General features: G+C 67.8%; 18 protein-coding genes. 7 read left to right on the top strand and 11 right to left on the bottom strand.

Going from position 1 to position 22,752, the window contains the following annotated elements; genetic code table 11:
• The first annotated feature begins 392 nt into the window (after positions 1 to 392).
• Positions 393 to 1,166 (top strand): trypsin-like serine peptidase, encoded by a 774-nt coding sequence (locus tag ENSA7_RS31715; RefSeq protein ID WP_106093142.1) that lies wholly within the window; start codon positions 393 to 395, stop codon positions 1,164 to 1,166.
• 655 nt (positions 1,167 to 1,821) lie between these two features.
• On the opposite strand, the gene ENSA7_RS31710 is transcribed toward ENSA7_RS31715, so the two are convergent.
• Positions 1,822 to 2,217, bottom strand: a complete 396-nt coding sequence (locus tag ENSA7_RS31710) for a hypothetical protein (RefSeq protein ID WP_106093141.1) — start codon at positions 2,215 to 2,217, stop codon at positions 1,822 to 1,824.
• 277 nt (positions 2,218 to 2,494) lie between these two features.
• On the opposite strand from ENSA7_RS31710, the gene ENSA7_RS31705 reads away from it, so the two are divergent.
• Positions 2,495 to 3,712: a hypothetical protein gene (locus ENSA7_RS31705; protein WP_146158363.1), complete on the top strand. Its 1,218-nt coding sequence runs from the start codon at positions 2,495 to 2,497 to the stop codon at positions 3,710 to 3,712.
• Between the two features lie 27 nt (positions 3,713 to 3,739).
• Here the strand turns inward: ENSA7_RS31705 and ENSA7_RS31700 are convergent, their stop codons facing one another.
• The 4 genes from ENSA7_RS31700 to ENSA7_RS31685 form a co-directional block, all read right to left on the bottom strand.
• Positions 3,740 to 6,172: a SulP family inorganic anion transporter gene (locus tag ENSA7_RS31700; protein WP_181234297.1), complete on the bottom strand. Its 2,433-nt coding sequence runs from the start codon at positions 6,170 to 6,172 to the stop codon at positions 3,740 to 3,742.
• A gap of 272 nt (positions 6,173 to 6,444) precedes the next feature.
• Positions 6,445 to 9,264, bottom strand: coding sequence for a serine/threonine-protein kinase (locus tag ENSA7_RS31695; protein WP_106093138.1), 2,820 nt, complete (start codon positions 9,262 to 9,264; stop codon positions 6,445 to 6,447).
• Between the two features lie 156 nt (positions 9,265 to 9,420).
• Entirely contained in the window at positions 9,421 to 11,073 is a 1,653-nt protein-coding gene (locus ENSA7_RS31690) for an IgGFc-binding protein (RefSeq protein ID WP_106093137.1), read from the bottom strand.
• Between the two features lie 52 nt (positions 11,074 to 11,125).
• Positions 11,126 to 11,944: a sterol desaturase family protein gene (locus tag ENSA7_RS31685; protein ID WP_181234296.1), complete on the bottom strand. Its 819-nt coding sequence runs from the start codon at positions 11,942 to 11,944 to the stop codon at positions 11,126 to 11,128.
• Positions 11,945 to 12,090: 146 nt separating this feature from the next.
• On the opposite strand from ENSA7_RS31685, the gene ENSA7_RS31680 reads away from it, so the two are divergent.
• The 3 genes from ENSA7_RS31680 (at position 12,091) to ENSA7_RS45125 (ending at position 14,054) form a co-directional block, all read left to right on the top strand.
• Complete coding sequence (locus tag ENSA7_RS31680) at positions 12,091 to 13,449, top strand: cyclic nucleotide-binding domain-containing protein (RefSeq protein WP_106093135.1); 1,359 nt, start codon at positions 12,091 to 12,093, stop codon at positions 13,447 to 13,449.
• A gap of 126 nt (positions 13,450 to 13,575) precedes the next feature.
• Entirely contained in the window at positions 13,576 to 13,926 is a 351-nt protein-coding gene (locus tag ENSA7_RS31675; protein ID WP_106093134.1) for a cytochrome P450, read from the top strand.
• Between the two features lie 8 nt (positions 13,927 to 13,934).
• Positions 13,935 to 14,054 carry a cytochrome P450 gene (locus ENSA7_RS45125; RefSeq protein ID WP_219908093.1) on the top strand — a complete coding sequence of 40 codons (120 nt, stop codon included), beginning with the start codon at positions 13,935 to 13,937 and terminating at the stop codon, positions 14,052 to 14,054.
• Positions 14,055 to 14,117: 63 nt separating this feature from the next.
• Here ENSA7_RS45125 and ENSA7_RS31670 read toward each other — a convergent pair whose 3' ends face one another.
• The 3 genes from ENSA7_RS31670 to ENSA7_RS31660 all read right to left on the bottom strand — a co-directional run bounded on the left by ENSA7_RS31670 (position 14,118) and on the right by ENSA7_RS31660 (position 17,001).
• Positions 14,118 to 14,933: a hypothetical protein gene (locus ENSA7_RS31670; protein ID WP_146158362.1), complete on the bottom strand. Its 816-nt coding sequence runs from the start codon at positions 14,931 to 14,933 to the stop codon at positions 14,118 to 14,120.
• A 378-nt stretch (positions 14,934 to 15,311) separates the two neighbouring features.
• Complete coding sequence (locus tag ENSA7_RS31665; RefSeq protein ID WP_106093132.1) at positions 15,312 to 16,787, bottom strand: sodium:solute symporter family protein; 1,476 nt, start codon at positions 16,785 to 16,787, stop codon at positions 15,312 to 15,314.
• A gap of 10 nt (positions 16,788 to 16,797) precedes the next feature.
• Positions 16,798 to 17,001 carry a hypothetical protein gene (locus ENSA7_RS31660; protein ID WP_106093131.1) on the bottom strand — a complete coding sequence of 68 codons (204 nt, stop codon included), beginning with the start codon at positions 16,999 to 17,001 and terminating at the stop codon, positions 16,798 to 16,800.
• Between the two features lie 82 nt (positions 17,002 to 17,083).
• Between ENSA7_RS31660 and ENSA7_RS31655 the strand changes: the two genes are divergently transcribed.
• Positions 17,084 to 17,704, top strand: a complete 621-nt coding sequence (locus ENSA7_RS31655; protein ID WP_106093130.1) for a nitroreductase family protein — start codon at positions 17,084 to 17,086, stop codon at positions 17,702 to 17,704.
• Between the two features lie 34 nt (positions 17,705 to 17,738).
• Positions 17,739 to 18,653 (top strand): pirin family protein, encoded by a 915-nt coding sequence (locus ENSA7_RS31650; protein ID WP_106093129.1) that lies wholly within the window; start codon positions 17,739 to 17,741, stop codon positions 18,651 to 18,653.
• On the opposite strand, the gene ENSA7_RS31645 is transcribed toward ENSA7_RS31650, so the two are convergent.
• From ENSA7_RS31645 to ENSA7_RS31635, 3 genes are read right to left on the bottom strand one after another with little or no spacing between them, the layout of a single operon-like run.
• Positions 18,634 to 19,722, bottom strand: coding sequence for an HTTM domain-containing protein (locus ENSA7_RS31645; protein WP_106093128.1), 1,089 nt, complete (start codon positions 19,720 to 19,722; stop codon positions 18,634 to 18,636). The two genes, ENSA7_RS31650 and ENSA7_RS31645, sit on opposite strands and share 20 nt — an antisense overlap.
• Positions 19,715 to 20,386: a hypothetical protein gene (locus ENSA7_RS31640; RefSeq protein WP_146158361.1), complete on the bottom strand. Its 672-nt coding sequence runs from the start codon at positions 20,384 to 20,386 to the stop codon at positions 19,715 to 19,717. The genes ENSA7_RS31645 and ENSA7_RS31640 overlap by 8 nt, the downstream gene beginning before the upstream one ends.
• 23 nt (positions 20,387 to 20,409) lie before the next feature.
• Entirely contained in the window at positions 20,410 to 22,713 is a 2,304-nt protein-coding gene (locus ENSA7_RS31635; RefSeq protein WP_146158360.1) for an MYXO-CTERM sorting domain-containing protein, read from the bottom strand.
• Between the last annotated feature and the right edge of the window lie 39 nt (positions 22,714 to 22,752).

The following is a 22,752-nucleotide window of genomic DNA, read 5'->3' as shown; positions in this document are numbered from 1 at the left end:
TTCCTGATGTTCCTACGGATCTGGCGGCTGGGATGGGGGAAGAGAACCTGGAGTTTGTCGAGTTCGCCAAGTTTGGAACCGGCTCCCCCCAGAGTCCTCCAGGCGCACCGGATGACACGAACTGCGGAGACGACGTTGAGAGCCTACTGTCACCTGCCGAGACTCCGGTGTGGGGCTACTTCATCAACTCGGCCGGTGAAACATGGCGTTGGCGACCCCGAAACCCCGCGGCTACATTCCGCGACATTCGCCGACAGGAGTCTCGGACATTCATTGACCGAGAGACCCCCGACGCTGTCCCGACTGTGCGGGGCGCTGACGAGACTCCTGGCGGGGAGGACGACGCAGGCGCAGAATTCCGGGATGCGATTATTGGCTCGGATAATCGAGGCATGAGGAGCGCCGAGAGCGGTCACTCGATGACAAGCATCAACTCGTCATGGATCAGGATCGGCGGATTGCCTGCGGACTCGTGGAAGCCCGACCTTGGGGGTGACAACACCGAGGGCACGGCAACCAAGATTGGCCCCCGGCACCTCTTGACCGTGGGCCACAACGTGTGGGCAGGCGGGCACTTCTTTCCCAAAGACTGGTGGGCCGGTGAAGATGGCGTAGGCTTCGAACTAGGGAGTTGGTCCAGCGCCGCTCCGAACGGTGTCAAGAACATCAAGTGGTACTACATCGGCCCAAAATGGTACGAAAGCGAAAAGAACACGCAAGACTTCGCTGTCCTGTTCCTCTACGACAACGCCTCGAGTGTGCAGTTTCCCGCGTTCGGCTACAAAGAGGACTACGCTCTTGCGCAAGACAACACATGGAACTTCGGAATCCCCAAGGGCGGAAACACCTGTAGCGACTCTCCTATCGCTGGCGACAACTGCCGCTCCTCGATGTATGGCCATCAAAAGGTCGTGCGCCGAACCGAGACTTCCTGGATCTTCACTGCCCATGACCTCCAACAGGGCCACAGCGGCGGCCCAGTGTACGAGTTTGACGCTGGAAAACGCAAAATCGTAGGAATCGTCAAGGGTTCGTACACTTCCGTGGAAAACCGGCATTTGCGCATCCGAGGACTAGTTTTCGATCTTATCACCAATGGGTTGAACGCAATGCCAAGTACCCACTGTGACGACTACGCATGGCCAGGAGAAACTGGATGCGAGTGATGTTGGCTATCTACGGGGCACTGGCTGTGCTCTGTGGCTGTCACGGCGCCCCCGTTCTGGACTGCGACCCCAACGTCGCACCCACGGCGACTGCCGACAGCGATGCCGACTGTGTCGCGTTCTGTGCGTTTCAGTCGCAGAACGAATTCGGATTTTGCGACTGCCAAGTCGACTGCAAAGATCGCCTTCGTGCAGGGGAAGAGAAGCACGGAGCGGAATGCGAAGAAGCCATTCGCTCAGCGCTCAGGTGCGCGGCCGAAACAACCCCATCCAATGAATTCGCTGACTGCGCACACGAACTGACTCAAATGCAAACCGCTTGTCCGGATGGGCGCTACTACCATGCCGGGTGGGCCGCATGTGAGGCCGAGTGTGAGTACTCAGAGGCCTGCAATTTCGGAAGCTATCCGGCCTGGGGCGATTGCTACGGGGAATGTTGGTCTAATTTGGACATCGACGCTGCGCAGGGGTGCTTCGCAGAGTCCATTGCCTACAAAGAGTGCATCGTCGACCAGCTCGAGAGCGGCTGCAAGAGCGTCAAATCGGGATGCAAGAACGAGGACCAAGACTGGCAGGCATGCGTTTCATTTTGAACCCACGCAGACGAGCCCAACGAAGACCGAGTTGACCGGGCTCATGCCCAAGCTCACGGAAGTCAGGTGGGCACCAACTCACCGGTCGCAATGCCGTAGAGGCAAAGACAATTGTCTAGCCGCGACTCGAACGCGGCGTCTATCGTCGAAGACCCCGCCCAAACTCCGTCAGCCCCTGTAACGGTCAGACTGACGGCTGCGCCTTCGAGAAACTCCGGTATCGTGAATGTGGCCCCCCCTGGCGTCACCATGAGCTCGACTGTGGCATCGTCACAGACCGCCGTCACCACCGTCGGCTCCCCGGTCAATTCGAACGTACAGGTCGTACGGACTTCTTCGTCGATAGCCAGCACGGCGGAGTACGCCCCTACCCCAAACGCCTCGGACGCGCCGAACTGCACGAGAGAGTCGTCGCTATCGCACTCGCACTCGCGCTTGCACCCGGTCAGCGCCAACATCAGGCAAACCGCCACGAGAGGCGAAGCGCCCTGTCGAGCCCTCTGTGACGCAAGATCGGAACGTGTCGTGCGCTGGCTGTGGAGCATGGCTGGCGAGCACCGAGAAGGGCGACCGGGACAGTACCACTTCGAGCTGTCCCGACGAGGTCCAGGTCTGCACGACAAGCGGGGTCCGGGCGCAGCATCAGCATTCCACCGGGTGTCACTGCTTCCGTGACCGCGCCGCGCCTCCGGTCCCCAGCCAGGGAAAGGCCGACGGGACCATCACTCGGGCCGGGTGCTGCGGACCGTGCCGTCCGGTGAATCGAACGATGCCATTGCGAATCCGCCCCAATCGCGGGATGTCTCGTGGATGCAATCGCAGACGAGTGGCAGGCCACCCATCCAGATCGGCTGGGTGGTGCTGGAGGGGGATGGCTCCAGGACCCGCGAGCGGGTCGAGGAGGTCGCCGGGCTGCTGCGCGCCGGGATGGAGGAACAGCTGCCGGAGTTCGCCTGGCAGTCGGCGGTGGTGGAACGACGGCTGGCGCGGCAGGGGGCGCAGATCGACCCGCTCGACCTGCTCGAGCTCGGCGTGCAGGAGAAGATCGGCCACCACTGGGATTTCGCGCTGGTGGTGACCGCGTCGGACCTGCTCGCCCGCGAGCGGCCGTTCACCTACGGCGTGCCATCGTCAGCCTTGGAGACGGCGGTGCTTTCGTCGGCCCGCTGCGAGGACGGGGAAACGGGGACGACGCGGGTGCTGCAACTGGCGCGCTTCCTCTTCGCCAGCCTGCTTGGCCTGCCGGCGGGTCAGGACGGCGCGATGCGTCCGCCGGAGATCGGCCAGAACACGGAATTGGTGCCGTTCTCGCAGGCGCAGGTGACGGCGATGCGCGAACGGCTCGCCGACGTGGGCGACGAGCGGCTGGAAGAGCGGCACGACGGCAGGGGCGGCCGGTTTTTCAAGTTGAAGACGCTGGCAGCCGATCCGCGCGGGATCCTGCGCGACGTGATCGGCTACACCCCTTGGAAGCAACCGTTCCACTTGGACAAGCTGACGGCGGCCGCGCTGCTCAGCTCGCTGCTGATGTTTCTGGGTGCGGAAGTCTGGGAGCTCGGGGTGGGCATCGATCCCGTCACGCTGGCGGCGGGCACCTTCGGCACGGTGATCGCCGCGACCTGGTTTCTCTTCAGCGGCCAGCACCTGTCGGAGCTGGCACGCGACGCCGGACCCAGCGAACAGATCGCGCGCACCGAGCTGGTGCTGTGGATTTGCTTGTTCACCGGGATGGTGACGCTGTGGCTGCTGCTTGGCGCGGCGGCCTTCACGTTGGCCACCCTGCTGCCCCGCGACGTGGTCGAGGGCTGGACCGGCGCGACGCTCGACCCGGCGGCGCGGCTGAGCTTCGCCGCCTTTGTGTCGACGCTCGGCACGCTCGCCGGGGCACTGGGCGGCAACCTGGAGGCGGAGGACACCTTCAAGGCGCAGTTCTTCTTCGACGAAGAAGTATGAACGGCCGAAGCCCGCCGACGGACCCGGCTACGAAGCCTGGGCGTAGACTTGCGGCGAGCCCTGCTCACGCATGAACACGACCTTGGCGGGGGCCTTGTTGAGCTTGTTCGCCTCCTCGAGCAGGGCCCGCAGCAGAGGCTCCTCGTGCAGCTTGATCGACGCGACGAGCACCGCGCCCGCGTCGGGGCTGGCGGCGCAGCGGCGCAGCAGATCGAGGATCTCATGATCCTTCTCCGAGATCAGGGTCCAGTGGGCGAAGGCCTCGGACAGCTCGGCGCGCAGCTCGTGGGCGTGGGCGGCGTCCTGGCCGGCGATGATCACGAGGCTGCGGCTCACACCGCTGAGCGTCTCGCCGCGTGCGGCGGCGCGGCTGAGCGCGTCGAGCACGGTCGCGGCGGTCTCGGCCGCGGGGGCGTGGCGCAGCTCGTCGAGCCGCGGCGCGCGGTGACACATGCGACCGATGTGCGCGAGGTTCCGCAGGTGCTCGGCGGTGTCGCCGGCCGGGGACAGCAGCACGAAGAAGATGTCCGTCTTGTGGTCCCCGATCGCGATCGGGGCCTTCGTGGTCACGACGACGACCTGGCTGCGCTCGATGCCCTCGACCGCCGCGTGGGGCAGGCTGACGCCGTCGCCGAGGGGGACGTGGCCGTCGCTCGTCGCGGTCAGCGCGTCGAGCACGCGGCCAGGCTCGAGGCCCGTGAGCTTGGCGAGGCGGGGGGCGGCGAGCCCGAGGACGTCCTCGAGGGTCCGGGCCGAGCTGTGCACGTGGATGCTCTGCGCGGGGATCCAGTCGTTCCAGCGCGCGGCGTCGCTGGGGGTGTGGGCCTCGACCTCGGCGTGCACGCGCTTCCACTCGGACCAGACCATGCGGACGATGCTGGGCATGGAGCGCTGGGCATCGACGGCCCCGGTGCCGACGAGCGCCTTGCGGTAGCGATCGCTGAGCTCCTGCCACGCGACGTGGACGCCCGGCTGCCCGGCGCTCTCGCGCTGGCGCTGCATGCTCGACAATAGCTGCAGGCACGCGTGGTCGATGTGGTCGAGGCGCTCGATGTGCACGTGCAGCTCCTTGTCGGTCGGGATCGACTCGAGCGCGCGAGCGAGGCGAGGCAGCTGCACGAAGGTCGCCGAGCCCACGAGGTGCATCTGGACCACGCCGGGGGCCGGGCCGTCCTCCTGGTGGATCTCCAGGTGCGAGAAGGTCCAGACGATCTTGAGCACGGCGGCCGCGAGGCCGGCGAGAATGCCGATGAACAGGTCGATGAACACGACCCCGATGAAGGTCACCCCGAAGATCACGAACTCGGCGCGGCCCTGCTCCCACAGGCGGCCCATGGCGCCGACGTCGACGAGCTTCACGCCCGTGTACACGAGGATGGCCCCGAGGCAGGCCTTGGGGATCAGCCCGAGCAGCTCCGGCGCCAGCGCGCAAAACAGCAGCAGCCAGATCGCGTGGAAGATCGTCGCGCGCTTGGTCTGAGCGCCCGCCTCGACGTTGACCGAGCTGCGCACGATGACGCCTGTCATCGGCAGCCCGCCGAGCATGCCCGAGAACAAGTTGCCGACGCCCTGGGCCCGCATCTCCTTGTCGTAGTCGGTCTTGACGATGGTCTGGCGCTCGTCGATGGCGTTGGCCGTCAGCAAGGTCGCCGCGCTGGCGACGAACGCGAACATCGCCGAGCGTCCGATGAGCACGGGGTCGCTCAAGAGCTCGAGGTCAGCGAGCGAGGGGATCCCGAGCCCGGCGAAGAAGTTGGACGAGATGTCGAGGGCGCGGACGTCGAGGGACAAGATGACCGACGCGGCCGTGACCGAGAGCAGGGCCACGAGGTGACCGGGGACGATCGCCAGGACCTTGGGCTTGAACTGGTTCCAGCCGACGATCAGCGCGACCGTCGCGACCGCGATCCAAAACGGCGCCGACGAGTGTCCCGCCGATCCGGTCGCCATCTCGTAGAGCGCGAGCGGGACCGCGGCGACGTTCTGGATGAAGGTGGCCTTGGGATCCTCGTCGATGGCGACGAGGGACTGCGAGCCGATGATCAGCACGCCGATGCCGGTGAGCATGCCCGTGATGACCGCGGGCGCGACCGCGCGAAACCACTGCCCGAGGCGAAAGTAGCCCGCGAGGATCTGCCACACGCCGGTCAGCATGACGACGGGGCCGAGGGCGACCAGGCCATACTCGGAGACCAGGGCGAAGCACGGGACGATCAGGCTGGCCGCGGGTCCGCTGACGAGCAGCGGCGCGCCCGAGATGACGCCGATCGAACCGCCGATGATGCCGGCGATCAAGCCGCGCTCGACCGGCACGCCGCACGCGACGGCGATGCCGATGCACAGCGGCAGCGCGACCAGGAACACGACCGTCGAGGCCATGAAGTCGCGGATCAACTTCTCTCGCTGGGTGAGCTCCTCCGGAGCATCCCGCGACTCCGGGTCTACGTCAGACTTGGGCATGGGCGACGCGAGAGTGTTGCAAAAACTGAGGGCCGCCGCTGATCTTCGGGCCTTGGCAAGCGCAACTCCCGATTTCGAGCGAGATCTCACGACCGTCGGCGTTCGCCACGTCCGCGTCATTTTCGAAAGCTCTACGACACCATCGTCATACCAAGCGAGCTGGCGAGGTCCTGTGCTCGCGCGTCACGGTCACTCATTCGACGAGCCCGCTTGCGGTGACATCGAGTGGATAGCGGACCAACGAGCGCCAATCGCAGCTGTATCGAGAGCGTTCAGGGGCCTTCGAGCCACTCACCCACGGCTTCGATCTGGTGGTCCTGGCCGGCCCCGAGCGACTCGTACAGCGCGAGCGCCTCGCGGGCGAGCGCGTGTGCCTGGTCCGCATCGTGCCCGAGCGCGCACGCGAGCGTGAAGCGGGCGTCGGCCCGCCACGACTCGGTGCCGGGCGCGGCGTCGAACAACGCGATGGCCTCACGCGCGAGCGCGGCGGCCTGCTCGTCGCGCTCGAGCAGATGCAGGACCTCCGCGGTGTGTGTGAGGCTGTAGCCGATCCGCGGGTCGCCCTGCTCGAGCTGGCGCCGACGCATGCCGAGCGCGGCCTCGTGCGCCTCGAGGGCCTGCGCGAGCTCGCCCTTGCCACGCATCGCCTCGCCGAGCTCAGCGAGGGCGAGCGCGCGTTTTGGATGTTCGGCCGGGGTGGTCTGCTCGGCGATCTCGACCAGCCGCAGCGCCTGCGCATAGGCACCCTCGACGTCGCCGTGGCGCTTCAACACGTTGGACAAGAGCAGGTGCGGCGCGGTGAGGTCGGCGTGCGGATCGGTGTAGATCGTGGCGTAGAGCTCGATCGCCTGCTCGGCCAGGCGCTTGGCTTCGTCGAGCTGGCCCTCGTCGTACTCGAGCTGACCGAGCATCACGAGCTCATGCGCGCGCTGAGGGGGGCTATCAGCCAGCGAGATGGCCTTCTCGAGGTACGCGCGCGCGCAGGTGTTGTCCCCCTCCTGTCGACACAGCAGGCCAAGGTTGCCGTACGCGCTCACGACCATGGTGTGCCGCTCGCCGAGCAGCTCGGCGGAGATCTCGGCCGAGCGCTCGAACTGCTCGCGGGCGCCGACGATATCGCCGAGCTGCGCCTGCGCGGCGCCGAGGCGTCGGGTGTGCACAGTGAGCTCGCGGGCGCCGAGGTTGGCCTGCTCGGCGATATCGAGCGCGGCCTGGAACGCGTCGCGTGCGTCGTTCGTGCGGCCGAGTTGCAGCGCGATGAGTCCACGCTGGGACTCGAGCGCGCAGCGCAGCGCAGGGTCGTCGGGCACCGCCGCAACCGCGACCTGTGCGGCCTCGATCAGGGTCTGCGCGGCCTCGAGGTCTTTGTCTCGCATCGACACGTACTCGACCCGTACGAGCCAAGTCGTGGCGAGCAGCCGCGCGTCGTGGCTGCGCGCGGCGGCCTCGAGCGCGTCGTGCTGCGCCTGTCCGCCAGCCTCGAGCTCGCCGGCCTCGTAGTGGAGGCGTGCGATCAGAGTGAGCAGCTCGGCGCGGGTCACCGGTGCGTCAGCGTCGACGAGGGAGCTGAGCGCAAACCCGGCGATGCCCCGCGCGTCGAGGTTGTCGGCCGCGTCGGCGCGGCCCTGGGCGCGCATCAGCCCGCGGCGCGCCTCGGCGACCAGCTCCTGCGTGTCCTCATCAAAATCACCAGCGGCACGATCATCGTCCTCGCAGCTCGACGGGCGCGGCAGCTCGGAGCTGACCGCCGCGATCTCGCGCAGGGCGTCGTCGGTGGCGCGATCGAGCCCGCCGAGCAGGCTGGTCGCGTAGGCGCGCTGGTCGTCGAGGCAGCGCAGGCGCTGGCGGTAGGCCACGGCCTCGAGCGTGCGCCCGACAAAGTGGCCCGAGCACGCCTGGTCGTAGGTCGCCGCCCACGCGGTGGCGAAATTGTCGACGTCGGATTCGACCCGCTGCCACAGCCGCGCGCCGTCGCGCTCGATGCCCGACTCGAAGCTCGAACGGGCCAGCGCGCGCCACTGTGGGCTCCACTCGTCAGCGAGCGCGAGCGCGTCGGTTCGGCACCGCGCCGCGGCGGGATCCTCATGGTCACCGCCGGTGGCCCAGCTGAGCAACGCGGCGACAACCACGAACCCGGCGAAGCCGAGGCTGAGGGTGCGGCCGCGACGACCGAGCCCGGCCTCGATCTGCCTGGCCACGACCTGCATCGTCTCGTGGCGGGCCTCGGGAGCGAGCGCGAGCCCGCGCAGGACCAGGCGCCGCAGCCACGCCGGGTGCCCACGCAGCGGCGCCGCGTGCTGGCGCTCGCCCGTCGTGACCGCCGTCGCCAGACTCACCAGAGTGTCGCTCGCGTAGGGCCGCTCGCCGGCCAGCGCCTCGTACAGCGCGACGCAGAAGCTGAACTGATCGCTCTGGGGTCCGACCGGGTCGTTGGCGAACTGCTCGGGGGACATGTACGCAGGGGTGCCCGATGCCCAAAACTTGCCGACGCTGGTGCTCGACTCGGGGTCACGCCCGACGATCGCAAGCCCAAAGTCCATGACCAACACACGCCCGTCGTCGCCGATCATCACGTTGTCGGGCTTGAAGTCGCGGTGGACCAAGCCGGCCGCGTGGGCGGCCGCGAGGCCCAGCGCCGCCCGGCGAAACACGGCGAGGATCGCCTCGCGCGAGGGCCGGTTCTGCTCACGCCACACGCCGAGCGGCCGACCGACGACAAACTCCATGGCGATGAACACCCGCTCACCGTGCTCGCCCGCGTCGTAGACCTGCACGACGTTGGGGTGGTTGAGCTTGGCCAGCGCCTGCGCCTCGCCGAGGCTTCGACGCCCGCGCTCGTCGGCGATCAGCAGCTTGATAGCGAGCTTGCGATCGAGCTTGGGATCGTAGGCCGAGTAGACCACGCCCATGGCCCCGCGCCCGACCTCGTCGAGCACGACGTAGCGGCCGAGCACCGTACCTGGGCCGATCGCGTCGAGCGTCGTCGAGACCCCCACGGCGCTCGCTAGCTGGGTCTGATCCGAGGCGAGCTGTCCGGGGTCCGTCGGGGCGCGGCGCGATCGCGCCGCGAGGGTCTCGAGTTCGTCGGGCACCGTCGCGCGGACTATCACAGGCTTCGGGCGCGCGCACACCCGCGGGCGCGCGAAGCGAGCGACTACCGAAACCGTAGCGCAACGGATCAAGCCGTGGTGGCTCGGGCGCAGCCTCGACCCACGTCAGGGCCTATCACTGTGGCCTATCCCTGTGGCCTATCCCTGCGGATCAATCGGCGGATCCCACAGCGCGTTCAAGCTCAGGCCGCCCGGATACCCGTAGGACGTGGCCCAGTCCATGCCGCCCACGAGCACCCCGACCGGGTGGTCCGCCGTCAAGAACTGCGCCCCATCCACGCAATTGCCTTCGCCACCATTGCCCGCAATATCCAGATCCACCTGCCCGACCTCGTAGATCGTGCCTGGGATCGGCGTGAAGTGATCGGCGCTCACGACCCCCAGGCAGTCGAGCGTGACCTCGGTCCCCTGCTCGCGGATGATCGTCACGAAGTCGCGCGGATACGAGGTATCGGTCAGGAACGGCAGCTGGGTCAGCCACTGCTCGACCGGGACCGACTGCAACATGTACGGATCCCCGGTCGGCCCCTGATCGCACGAGCTCGGCGAGCCTGACGACTTGATCACGTTGTAGCAGCCCGACATGTACTGCACGAGCAAGAACGGGTTGTTGGCGGTCGCCTCGAAGCTCTGCGCGGTCCCAAACGCGAGCGAGTCCCCGCTCTGCGCCAGCTGGATCTGGTTGCCGGCGACCGGCGGGTTCAAGGTGATCGTCGTGTTGTCGACCCCCGCGATCACCTTCCAGAACACCTCTTCGGGCTGCGGGTTGATGTTGGGCACGCGGTGCGGGTGACGGGCGCCCACGTAGTGCGTGCCCCAGGCCGAGAGCGGCAGCATCTGCTCTTCGAGGTGATCGCAGGCGTACCACGGGAGCTCGGGGATCATCGTGCAGTCGATCCCCGAGAACACCGCGACCGGCTTGTCGGCGCCAACGAAGAACCCGGTGCCGTCGGGGCCCGCTTGAAAATTCCACGCGTCGAAGGCATCGAGCATGTAGTCACCGCTGTCGGTGAACACCGTGGTCGCGTCCTCGACCGCGACCACGAGCACGAAGCCGTTCTGCGAGCCCGAGAAGGCCTCCCAGCTGGCCGCGATGTAAGACTGATCCAGGGCGTTGACCGGCAGCAGCATGCTGGCCTCGGACACGTGCGAGGGCCCGCCGCCGACCGGAAACAGCTGCATCGCCGTGATCGGCACGTCGGAGCTGACCCGAAACGCCGCGAGCGCGTTGAGGCCGACCGCCGAGGCCATGTGGCTGCCACCGAGCAGCCCGCCAGTGCCGTTGATCGGCGTCAGCACGCTCTCGGTCGGCTGAACCTGGAAGGTCGTGATCTCGCGCAGGCTGCCGCCCGGACCGCGCATGTCCTCGATCGTGACGGTCGCGGCGGCCATGCTCGGGTTCCCGACCGCGATCCCGTAGGGCAAATTGTTGGCGTAGCTCGGCACCTGGACCGTGAAGAATTCGCAGCCGACGCTGGTCGCCGGGAAGTCGTCGATGTTCTCGCAGGTCGGCGGGATCATGCCGCCGCCGTCGTCCCCCGCGTCGGGGATCACGGCCATGTCGAACTTGACCTCGCCGTCGTTCCCGGTGTCGCCGTCGCCGTCGCCGTCGCCTGGATCGCCGTCGCCATCCCCCGAGTTGCCGTCGCCGTCGCCCGAGTCGGGCCCGCTGGTGTCGAAGGTGGTGATGCCCGTCTGCGCGCTGGCGTCAGCCTCGCTGCTGCCCGCGCTTCCACACCCGGCCAGCATCGACATGCCCGCCAAGATCGAGGTCGAGATCGAAGATCGCATGCGCGCAACGATCTCGGCTGGCCTTCGACCGGTCAAGTACAAACGCTCGAGTCTAGGGTTTTGCTGGGTCCGGCTCGGGAGGCAGCCGGCGAAACAGCCGCTCCGCGGTCACCTGTTCGTAGCGCTCGGTGTAATCCGGGTGAATTGTGCCAAACATGCGATCCCACCAGGTGAAGTAGACAGCGAAATTGTAGGCCCCGTTCTCGTGGTGCATGTTGTGAAAGACCGACGTCCCCAGGTACTTCCCGATCCGGCTGCGCGCGACCCAGCGGGGCAGGATCTCGAAGCCGAGGTGCACGTAGGCCTCGACGAGCGAGAAGAACAAGACGAAGGCCCCCAGCACCGCGCGGTTGATCGGCACCACGAGCAACACCAGCGGCAGGTACAGGCCGAGCACGAGGGCCTCGAGGATCGCAAAGCTGTAGCCGGCCAGCGGCGAGGGCTGCTCCGAGAGGTGGTGGAGTTGGTGGGTGAATCGGTAGATGCGGCTGTCGTGCATCGCGCGGTGGGTCCAGTAGAACCATGCGTCTGCGCCGATCACGAACAGCACGAAGCTGAGCACCATGATCGCCGGGCTGGTCGCCGCCGGATCCACGATCAGCTCGAGGTGCCCCGTGAAGTACAGCGGGATCGCGGCGACCGACGGCACCATGAAGAAGATGATGCCCAGCAGCGAGTTCTTCAGCTCGGCGACGAGGACCTTGCGCTCGGGGATCGTCGACTGGCAGCGTCGGTGCGCGAAGCGCTTGGCGAAGACGACCCAGAACAGCAAGAACGCGCCGCCACAGACCACCAGATAGCGCGCCCACGAACGCCCAACGAACAGGCCACCGTTGGTCAGGAGCTCATTGAGGATGTTGCTGTCGTCCATCGCCGCTGCAAGGCAATTTACCATCAGGTGCGGCCGACCTCAGTGGATGGATTCAGTACAACCGGGTCGTCCGAGTGGACGATTTTGGCCACCAACAGACACACGAAACGTACGATCATCTCGGTTCCTGGGAGTAAACCAACGACATGGAACCATCGCTGCTGACCGTTCTCCAGCGCAGCCAGCTCGCTGCCCTCCCGCACCCTGACAAGCTCGTCGCCCTCGTTCGTCAGCTGCGAGTGGTCGCTCTGGAGGCCGGCGCGCGCCTGTTTCGTGCCGGAGACGAAGCCGACGCGGCCTACTTGTTGACCCTCGGCACCCTGGAGATCCGCGCGGCGGACGGGACGCTGCTCGACACCGAGCAACCCGGCGCGCTGGTCGGGGAGCAGGCCCTGATGGCGGGTGCGAGCGGCCAGCGCAACGCGACGATCCTCGCCAAGACCGACTGCCGCCTGCTGGAGATCGATCGCGGGACCTTCGCCACGCTGCTCGACCAGGGCCGGACCGCGCTCGAGGAAGTGTCCGCCGCGCGGACCCGCAACCGGCTCGGTCGCACCGCGAAACCGCTCGAGGCGCTGCTGGCCGAGAGCGAGCAACGCAGCTGGGACGACGGCGAGTTCGTGTTTCGCGAGGGGGCGGCGTCCGACGGGCTGTACCTGGTGCTGTCCGGGCAGGCCCGGGTCGTGCTGGCCCAGAACGGCGAGCCGGTTCACATCGCAACCCTCTACACCGGCCAGTGCTTCGGTGAGATCGGCGTGCTGCAGGGGACCCCTCGCAACGCGGCGATCGTCGCCCACAACCGGCTGCGCGCGGCGTTCGTCCCGGCGGCCAAGGTCCGGGAGCTCAACGCCGCCGACAACTCGACCGAGGCCTACCTCGACAGCCTGATCCGCAGCCGCACCCTGCCGCACCTGGGAGTCGCCAGCCAGCACGCCGTGATCGAGAACGGGCAGGTCTGCACGCAGACCACCTTCTCGCTCAACGACGGCCGTGTGCTCGTCGCTCTGCGCACGCCGAGCGGGCACTACAGCCTCAGCCAGTCCGGCAGCACGGTCGCGGAGACCGTCAAGATCGAGGCGACCACGAGCGTGTCACTGGATACCGACGGGCGGATCGTCGGGTTCGAGGACAGCGGCGACTACGAGGACGTCGCGGGCCTGCAGACGCTGGCGCTGGACGGCAGTCCGCTGTCGCTGCAGCAGCGCAGGCAGCTGAAGAAGGCGGCCAAGGCAGCGGCCATGCGGGCGCCGGACAAGGTGATGTGTCGCTGCCTCAACGTCGATCGCCAGACCGTGACCGACGCGATCGAGGCCGGGGCCGACAGCATGGCGTCGCTGCAAGAAGCGACCGGGTGCGGGACCGGGTGCGGTGGTTGCATTCGCCGGATTGCGCCGATCCTGGCCGGTCAGGAGGCCGAGCTTTCGGTTGTCCGGCTGGGACCCCCGCACAAGCCCGAGACCAAGGGGCGGTTCATGGGCTGGCTCCGCACCGCGCTGGACCGGTAGCGCGCTCGGTAGACGCCGAGCGGAGCGCCCTGGCGTCAGCTCGCTAGATCTCGAAGCGTCGAGAGGTTGGACACGAACAGGTAGGTCCCGCCCCGGACCTCGACGAAACGTGGGAGCTCCCAGGCCATGGATCAACTGCTCTCACGCCGCGAGCAGCTCGCGCCCGCGCAGGACGCCGCGCGAGCCGGCGACGCGCTGCTCGTCGGGCGCTACGTCAACGAGGCCATGCGCTTCGCGCCGATCGGGCCGGGTGTCCTGCGCACGACGACCCGGGACTTCGTCGTGGGCCGCGACCGCTGGTACGCGACGACCGTGCCGAAGGGCACCACGGTCATGATCGCGACGCAGTCGGCGATGTTCGACGACGCCCTGTTTGATGATCCCGATGATTTCGCATCGACCGTGACGAGTACAACTTCCTGCTGTACGGATCAGGTATCCACAATTACTTCGGCAAGTACATCGCCTCGTCTCTGAATCCGCACATGCTCATGCCGCTGCTGGCGCAGGAGAACCTCCGTCGGGCCCAGGGTCCGGCTGGCCAGTTGACCAAGTCCGGCGTCCAGGCCACGGGCTTGACCCTGAACTGGAAGTGCCCCGCCTGAGTCGGCCTCGGGGGCGACGTCGGGCGCAGCCGTGCCGAGCACGGCTGCCGCCCGATCATCATGTCACTCCGAGCGGACTCGCAGCTTCGTGTCGTGGGCAACGCCTGCACTCCAGGCCGCTTGGGCCTTGAAGTCGTAGGTCGTCCCGCTCCAGAAGTGCATCCCCTTGCCAACCTGGACCCCGATCGACAGACACCAGCTCGCTGAGGGGGCAGCCGAGCACAGAAGGTTGCTCCAGGTCGGATTGCCGCTGATATCGCGGAACAGCGACATCTTCGAGAACGTCACGTCGGTGTCCCAGGGCGTGTTGTTGCAGACGCCGACCCACGCGTCGGTCGCGTCGTCCATGTACAGATCGACCGTCGCGCCGTATCCCACCGTGCCGGACGAGCTGGCGTCCGCGGTGCCTGCCCATGCATCCCAGTCACTGGCGAAGGAGCCATTGCAGTAGCCATCGTAGTCCCCCCATGCACCGCCATAGGCAAATGCTCGGAACTCATCATCGTCGGTCTCGCGCAGGTGCTCGGGCAGCGTGAAGACGTGCGGTGCCTCGGCGCGCTCGTTGACGTGCGCCTCCTCGAGGGCGCGCGGGACCACCTGACCCGACGCGCTCAACCACAGCTCGGCCGGGGTCGCGCCGGCCGCCTTCATCTCCTCGATCGCGCCGCCGGGCTCCGGGGTCGCGGCAATCTCGATCAACATGATGTCGACGCCGTCTGAAGGGTCTTGATCGACGAAGACGAGGATGTTTCCGTTGGCCAGGACCAGCTCACCGATCTCACCCGATCGAGTGGCTTCGGGGCCACCGTCAGACTCGTCGCTGCAGGCAGACACCAACATTAGCGACAACACTGGAAGTATGATGTATTTCGTGTTCATGGCTGTTTTATCCATCGTACGGCCCACGACGCGTCTGCTGGCCGAACATTGCCCACTCGTGGCATGGGCGGCCACCCACATTCGCACCAGTCAGTGTCGAGAACCAGCTTGCTCTTGGTCACTATTATCACAGTTCCCTCATCTGCGGCATCCTTGCGAGTCCGCCGAACGTGAGGCGCCGCACCCGCAATTGCTATACTTTCGTGATGCGAACAATTGCCCCACCTGCAACCACCCGTAGTCCAAATCCAGCGCCAGGCTGCGTGGATGGGAAACGCAATGGTGACGGCTGGAGGCGGGACGAACCGGCTCAGCGATCCACGAATATCGTCTTGTTGGATGCAACAAAGGCCGTACCAGCCTCGAGTGCGCCGACGCTCAGGCGCGCCGGCCCAGCGCCCGCTCGACCGGACCGAGCACCGCCTCGACCACGCCCGGCGCGGTCGCGGGGCTGATCCACGACCCGACCACAGCGCCCACGATCGCGGCCGCCAACCCCCACGCGACCGGCAGCAACCCCAGGCTCGGGATCCACCCAGCAAAGCTCGCGGCCAGCACCAGGTTGCCGAGCACCAGCGACGCCGTCGCCCCCCACACCGTGAACCGGCGCCACCGCAGCCCCAGCAGCAGCGTGGGCACCAAGGTCACGTAGCCGGAGAAGCTCACGCCCGCGAGCTTGAAGATCGAGGCCGGCTTGTTGACGACGAACCACCAGGTCAGCAGCGCCAGCACCACCAAGAACAGCCGCCCCAGACCGACCGGGTGGCGCTCCCCCAGCGCCTGCGGCAGCACGTCGCGGGTCAGCATGGACGAGAGCGTCAGCATCTGCGCGTCGAGGGTCGACATCACCGCCGCGAGGATCCCCGCGAGCGCGACGCCCTGCAGCGCCGGACCCAGGTGGTCGAGCACCAACATCGGAAACACGGCGTCTGATGCCCGGCCCTCCAGCCCCGGGTGTTCGAGAGTCGCCCACATTCCAAACAGCACCGCCGGGATCCAAAGTACGATCATGGCCAGCGGGTAGTACCGACACGCATTCTTGAGCGCGCGGACGTCCTTGGCCGCGAAGATCCGCACCAACATATGCGGAAAGGCGATCACCGTCAGCGCGATCGCCAGCGCCCACGAGGCCCACGCGCCCGGAGCGAACGGGCCATCCGAGGGTCGCTCGAACAGCTTCGGCGACGCGGCGTGGACCTGCTGCATCACCTTCGACAGGCCGCCAAAGTCGTCGGCGATCAAGAAGAACGCCAGCAGCGAGAAGCCCAGAAACACCGCGCCCTGAAACACGTTGGTCCACATCGTGGCCTTCATGCCGCCGAGGCTGGTGTAGGCCAGCGTGATCACCAAGATCCCGGCCGCGGCCAGCTCGAACCCGATCGCGCCCTCGCTGAGCACGTCTACGGCGATCCCGACGCCGGCCACCGCGGTGACCATGTACGGGACCGTGTAGATGAAGAACACCGCGAACATCAGCCACCCGAACCACCGCGCGTCAAACCGGCGGGCGAACAGCTCGGCCGGCGTGACCACGCCCAGTCGCTTCGAGGCGATCCACGCCGGGTAGCCGATGATCCAGAAGCTCAGCGGGATCCCCAGCACCACGATCGCGGCGTTGAGCCCGAACACCGCGACCCCGTGGTGGTAGGCCAAGCCGGGGATCCCCATCAGCACGAAGGGCGTGATGTTGGTGCCGAACAGCGCCATGAACAGCACCACGGTCTTCGCGGTCCGGCCGCCCAGGAAGTAGTCCTCGGCCGTGGACGGGGTCCGGCGGAACGCGAGCGCGCCGATCACCAGCACGATCGCGAAGTACGAGAGGATCACAGCCAAGCGAATCGAAGCGGCGCTCATGGGCTCGGCCTCACTCGTTGTCGGGCCACAGCCGGCCCGTCATCCAGAACACCAGCACAGCCGCGGCGGTGATCCACGCGACGCGGTAGGCCAGGTCCAGCGGCACCCAGCCGCCCAGCAGCGGTCGCTGGCCCTGGCCAAACCCAAACATGTGGGCGATGAGCAGGGCCACCACCGCGGCCCAGAACAGCCCATGCTCGACGCCGCGGCTCATTCGGAGGCCAGGGTAGCGCATCGTCGAGCGGCGTGAGCTCCGCAAGCTTGCGCTTTGAACCCGGCTGATCGACGTTGCCTGAATGGACGACCGCCATGAGCCCCAGCCCAGCTCCCGGGATGCCTCGACGGATCACGACGTGCACGAGCTGATCCGTCGCCGGTGGAGCCCGCTCGCGTTCTCGAGTCAGCCGGTCGCCGACCGCGATCTTCGCTCCGTGCTCGAGGCAGCGCGCTGGGGTCCGTCGTGCTTCAACGAGCAGCCGTGGCGGTACATCGTCGCCCGCCGCGAGCAGGAGGCCGAGTTCGCGCGGATGCTGTCGTGCCTGGTCGAGAAGAACCAGCGCTGGGCCCAGGCCGCCCCGGTCCTGATGCTGTCGGTCGCCCGCCTGGCCTTCGCGGCCAACGACCGGCCCAATCGCCACGCGCTGCACGACGTCGGCCTCGCCACCGCCCAGCTCAGCCTGCAGGCCGCCGCCCTGGGCCTCGGGGTCCATCAGATGGCCGGCTTCTCGCCAGATCGAGCCCGTGAGCTGTATGCGATCCCCGACTCGTTCGAGCCTGTCGCGGCGATCGCCCTGGGCTATCCCGGCGCCCCTGACCAGCTCCCCGAGGATCTGCGCGCGCGCGACCGCGGAGCACGAATTCGCCACCCCCAGGCGGAATTCGTGTTCGCTGGAACCTGGGACACGCCGCTCTCGTAGTGCCAGCTCTGCCCCCGCGTGACGAGGTTTTGCGATGAGCACCCAACCAGCAAACTCCCCCGAGTGTAAGACCACCCCGACCCACGAGATCGAGACGATCATCGACGGCAAGCCGCGCGACATCGATGGCTTCAGCGTCCGGCGGATCTTGCCGTCGGCGGCCCGCCGCGCGGTCGGCCCGTTCGTGTTCTTCGACCACATGGGCCCGGCCAAGTTGGAGCCGGGGCGCGGGCTCGACGTGCGTCCGCATCCCCACATCAACCTGGCGACGGTGACGTACCTGTTCGACGGTGAGATCGTGCACCGCGACAGCTTGGGCACCCACCAGCCGATCCGCCCAGGTGCCATCAATTGGATGACGGCAGGCCGCGGCATCGTCCACTCCGAGCGAACCAGCGCCGAGGCCCGGGCCCAGGGGCCGCAGCTGCACGGAATTCAGCTGTGGGTCGCCCTGCCCGCCCAGTTCGAAGAAGTCGAGCCCGAGTTCCACCACCACGGCGCCGACACGCTGCCCGAGGTCGAGCGAGGCGGGGCGCGGCTGCGGGTCCTGGCCGGCTCGGCGTTCGGGGTCACGTCGCCGGTCCACGTGTTCTCGCCGCTGTTCTACGTCGAGGCGATCATGCCAGCCGGAAGCGAGGTCGAGCTCCCGACCGGGCATCCCGATCGCGCCGCCTACATTGCGGAGGGCAGCGTCTCGTGTGGGGCCGAGCCCGCCGAGGCCGGTCGCATGCTGATCTACGCCGCGGGCACGTCTCCACGGCTCACGGCGATCACCGACGCGCGCGTGATGCTGCTCGGCGGCGCGCCGCTCGAAGGCCAGCGTCACATCTGGTGGAACTTTGTGTCGAGCAACCGCGAGCGGATCGAGCAGGCCAAGCAGGACTGGGCCGAGGGACGGTTTCCCAAGGTGCCCGGCGACGAGGACGAGTTCATCCCGCTGCCGGCCTAGCGCCCCGCAGTCGAAGTCCGCGCACCCACGCCAGCGCCCGCCGCGGCCAGGCCACCAGCGCGCGGAGATCGTCGCTGCTGAAGAACGCCAGGTACGAGCCGACGACCAGCGGCGAGAAGAACACCACATACACCCCCAGCTGAATGCCGATGTGCATGGTCGCGCCAAAGCCCAGGAACAGCCAGCGCAGGTCCGGGATCGCCAGCCCCGGTCGGCCCTCGCGGCGCCGCTGGCCCCACGCGGGCAACCGGCGCCCGGCCGCGTCGCGCAGCCAGTTGTAGGCGGCGAAGCCCCCGAACGAGACCTCCCAGACCAGCACCGCGTAGGTCATCGGCCGCAGCAGCCACGGCTGGATCGCAGCAAAGAACGGCCCGGCGTCGAAGTGGCGGTTATACGGGTTGTTGAGCGTGTAGTAGATCGCGGTCCCGTCGACGTGCCAGGTGTCGCCGGTCTTCTCCAGCCCAGTGGCCGTGTACATGATCGCCAGCTGCAATTGCAGAATCCGTCGACACCACACGGGCACCGTGCCGCCCCAGCCAAACCACCGGGCGTCCAGCGAGAACCCGCGCCCGGCCGGCATCATGACCAGCAGCACCCCGAACACCAGCGCGAGCTGATCGGGGTAGGCATAGAGCAGCGGGTTGCGGCCGTACATGCTGATCCACAGCAGCATCCCCACGATCGAGCTGACCCGCGTGAACAGCCCGACCGTCCACATGCCCAGCGCGATCACGCCGATCCCCCACAGCGCGCGCACGGCCGTGGGATCGGTGATCGTGAAGAACAGCGACCAGCGGGCGGGAAACGCCAGCTTCGCGAAGCGGTCGTTAATCATGGATTCGTCGGAGAAGTACTCCCCGACCGCGCCCGCGTGCAGCAGCGCCGAGATCAACAGCAGCCCCGCGAGCGCGGCCCGGACCACGCCGAGCGCCAGCGCGTCCTCCTGGCCCGAGAGTAGCGCGTCGAGCAACCGCGCCCCCAGCCGCTTCGACGCCGGCTCGCCCGGTTTGGATGGCTCGCCCGGCTTGGATGGCTCGCCCTGCTTGGATGGCGCGGGCTGATCAGCCACGGTCGGCCTCCGGCTCGCCCCGGCGCGCGCGGTCGAGCTCGATCATGTCCTGGATGATCCTGACCCGGCAGCTGCCATCTTGCGCCTTCTTGATCTTGGCCGGCCCGAGGATGTCCTTGCCCTCGCGGACCTGATCGGGCGAGCGGATCCTCCGATAGACCCGCGTCATCTCGAGCCGCTGGACGTCGTACCCGCGCCGGGCTTCTCGCAGGCAGACCCCGCGCAGGTACCACGTACGGTTGCGGTTGACTTGATCGATCCGACGCGTGACCGCGTGCTGCCAGATATCGAGACGCGAGCGATTCCAGGCCCGCGCCGTGCCCCAGCCGTGCTCGGCCATGAAGGTCTCGTCGAGCTCGCGCACGGTCCCGTCGGCGTCGTAGGCCCTGATCCGCATGTAGAAGTGCCCACGACCGGGATCGGGCGCGTACATGCTCCACGTCTGGCTGAGCGAGATCTGCTTCATCGCCGCGACGAGCTTGTCGTGCTGGTCTCGCATCCGACCCTCGAAGTGCTCGCGGGGCACCGCACCCAGCACCATCAGATAGGCCAGCGCGAGCGGAACCACGACGTTGACGACCCGCCGCAGATGCACCAGCCAGGCCGGCAACGCCCGCTGCGTCGACGCACCTACGCCCGAACCCTCGGGCTGGTCCGGCGACACGCGAGGCTGTGGATTGGACGCACTCACCGGCGACGAGACCTGTGACGACCGAGCGCGAGCAGCACCAGCATCCCCGCGACGAGGCCCTGACCAGGCCCGTCGTCACTACCGCCAGGCCCCGCGCTCGCGCAAGCGCAACCGCCCTCTTCCTCGAGGATCTCCGGATCGCGGCCGGCCCCGGGCGAGCCGCCGTCGAGCTCTTCGGTCGGCACATTGGCGAATTGCAGCTCGCGGACCACGACCGTCGAGAGATCCAAGTTGACGAACGACACGTGGACCGCCTCGCCCGCCTCGAGCCCGCGGATCAGCACCTGGCGGCGCGCCTCCCCCAGCGTCGTCGGGGTGTAGCTCTCGTCCCAGTCGCCCGTGACCTCCCAGGTCTCGTCGATGTCGCCGTTCTCTTCGTCGGCGTGGCCGAGCGCCGCGAGCTCGTACTCGAACTGGATCGATCCGTCCTCCGACACGCTGCTGCGCTTGACCAGGACCCGGACCTCGACGTCGTTCCTGACCGGCTGTCCGGCCGAGTTGCCCTCTTCGGACACCTCGAAGCTGATCAGCAGGTTGTCCGAGCCCTCGGGCACGACCTGGCGGTACTGCACGGGGCCGGGCCAGAACGGCGAGACGAACTTGCCGTTGTTGCGCAGGTACAAGAAGAAGGGATCGTCGACGCTCGCCGGATCGTCGACCACCCGCTCGCAGTCGATCAAGTTGCGGGCCGCGAGCGCGCGCTCGAGCTGCTCGTAGTCGCCGCTGGTCCAGGCCCCGGCGTCGCGCTCGCTGGCGGCGATCATCAGCAGCGCGGCCGCGGCCTCTTCGATCGAGGCGTCGCCGGGCAGCAGCGGCAAGCTGGCGATGACCACGGGATCGAGCTTGGCCCCGACCCGCCGCCGCGCGGCCCACAGCGCCGCGGTGAACGGCGCGCTGTCGTTGTGCTCCTGGCCGGCCATGTCGCGGGGACACTGGGCGTCGTTGTCGGCGTCGCGGATCCACGCGCGGCCGAGGCTCGACCAGTAAAACCCAGCGTAGTCACCCAGCTCCGGGCGATCGGTGAGCATCAGGGTGTGGTAGTCGGCGATCGACTCATTCAGCGCTCGGGCGTCCCGCAGCACGCCATCGGCGCGGCTCCGGTGCTGGCGCAGCCCGGCCGGCGTCAGGTGCTGCACGATCCCGTGGCCGAGCTCGTGGTAGACGACGTCGCCGTCATACGCGAAGTCGATCTCCGAGCCCTGGCCAAACAGCATGGTCGGCCCGCTCTCGAGCTCGCAGCTTCCGCTGTAATAGGCGTTGTTGAACGGCCCATAGTCGACTTCCGGGTAGCCGGGCGAGGGCGAGAGCCAGTGAAAATTGGCGACCATGTTCGACAGCTCGCACGGGAAGCCCTCGACCCCGAGCGTGTCCATGAAGCCGAAGAACTTCTCCGCGTGCCAGTACATCGACAGCTCGGCGTAGAGATCGGTGGGGTCGCGGTTGTCGGCGAGCAGCGTGATGTTGGGCAGCGAGACGAAGAAGTCGCCCTGCGCGTCGGCGCTGATCTGCTGGGTGGGAAAGCACTCGTCGTCGCTGCGCCACGGCGCGTAGGGCCCGTCCTCTTCGTCGATGCAGTTGAACACCCGAACCCTCGTCCCGGTCAGGTAGGTGCCGTCGAGCAGCGTGTCTTCGACCCACGACTGCTGGTCGAGATCGATGTTGGTGAGCGTGACCGTTGACGGATCCGGGGTGTGCTGGGGGTTGATCGCGTAGACCTGCGCCTGGTTGTCGAGGTCGACCAGCTCGATCACGTCGAGCACCCGGCCCGTCCCGGCGCTGACCCACACCTGCGATCGGCTGGGGGTCGGGCGCTGGCTCAGCGGCGTGGTGAACTCCCAGGCCAAGACCGGGACGTCGAACAGCAGCACGTAGACCAGCTCGCCGGTTAACTGGTCGACGCTGCCGATCCGCTGCAGCTGATCGGGGCGCAGCAAGGGGACCACCGCCCGGCGGGCCTCGGCGAGCTCGAACCGGCGCTGATCCGGCCGCAGCTGGGCGTCGACGCCGGGGTAGCGCGAGGCCACGACCTGCGCCGATCCGTCGCTGCTGGTCCACGCGGTCTCGTAGGCGCCGCGTATCGGGATCCCGTGGAGCTCGAGCTCGCGCCGCTCGGCGCTGGCCTGGCGGGGCCCGGAGCCAGCTGGGACCACCACCCGTCGCGCGACGGCGAGCTCACCCGCGTCGATCCCTCGCGCGGCCGCGAGCTCGTCGAGTCGAGGTTCACCCGCGTGGGCTCGCGGGGCCACGACCAGGCCCGCGGCGAGCACCAGCGCCCACCCAGCCGCGCGACGAGCAGCCACGCACCTGAGCTCCGGGTTTGCATGTGGGGCCGCCACGGC

Origin of the sequence: Enhygromyxa salina, assembly GCF_002994635.1 — a bacterium.
GTDB classification, from domain to species: domain Bacteria; phylum Myxococcota_A; class Polyangia; order Nannocystales; family Nannocystaceae; genus Plesiocystis; species Plesiocystis salina_B.
This window is presented reverse-complemented; position numbering and strand designations above follow the sequence as displayed.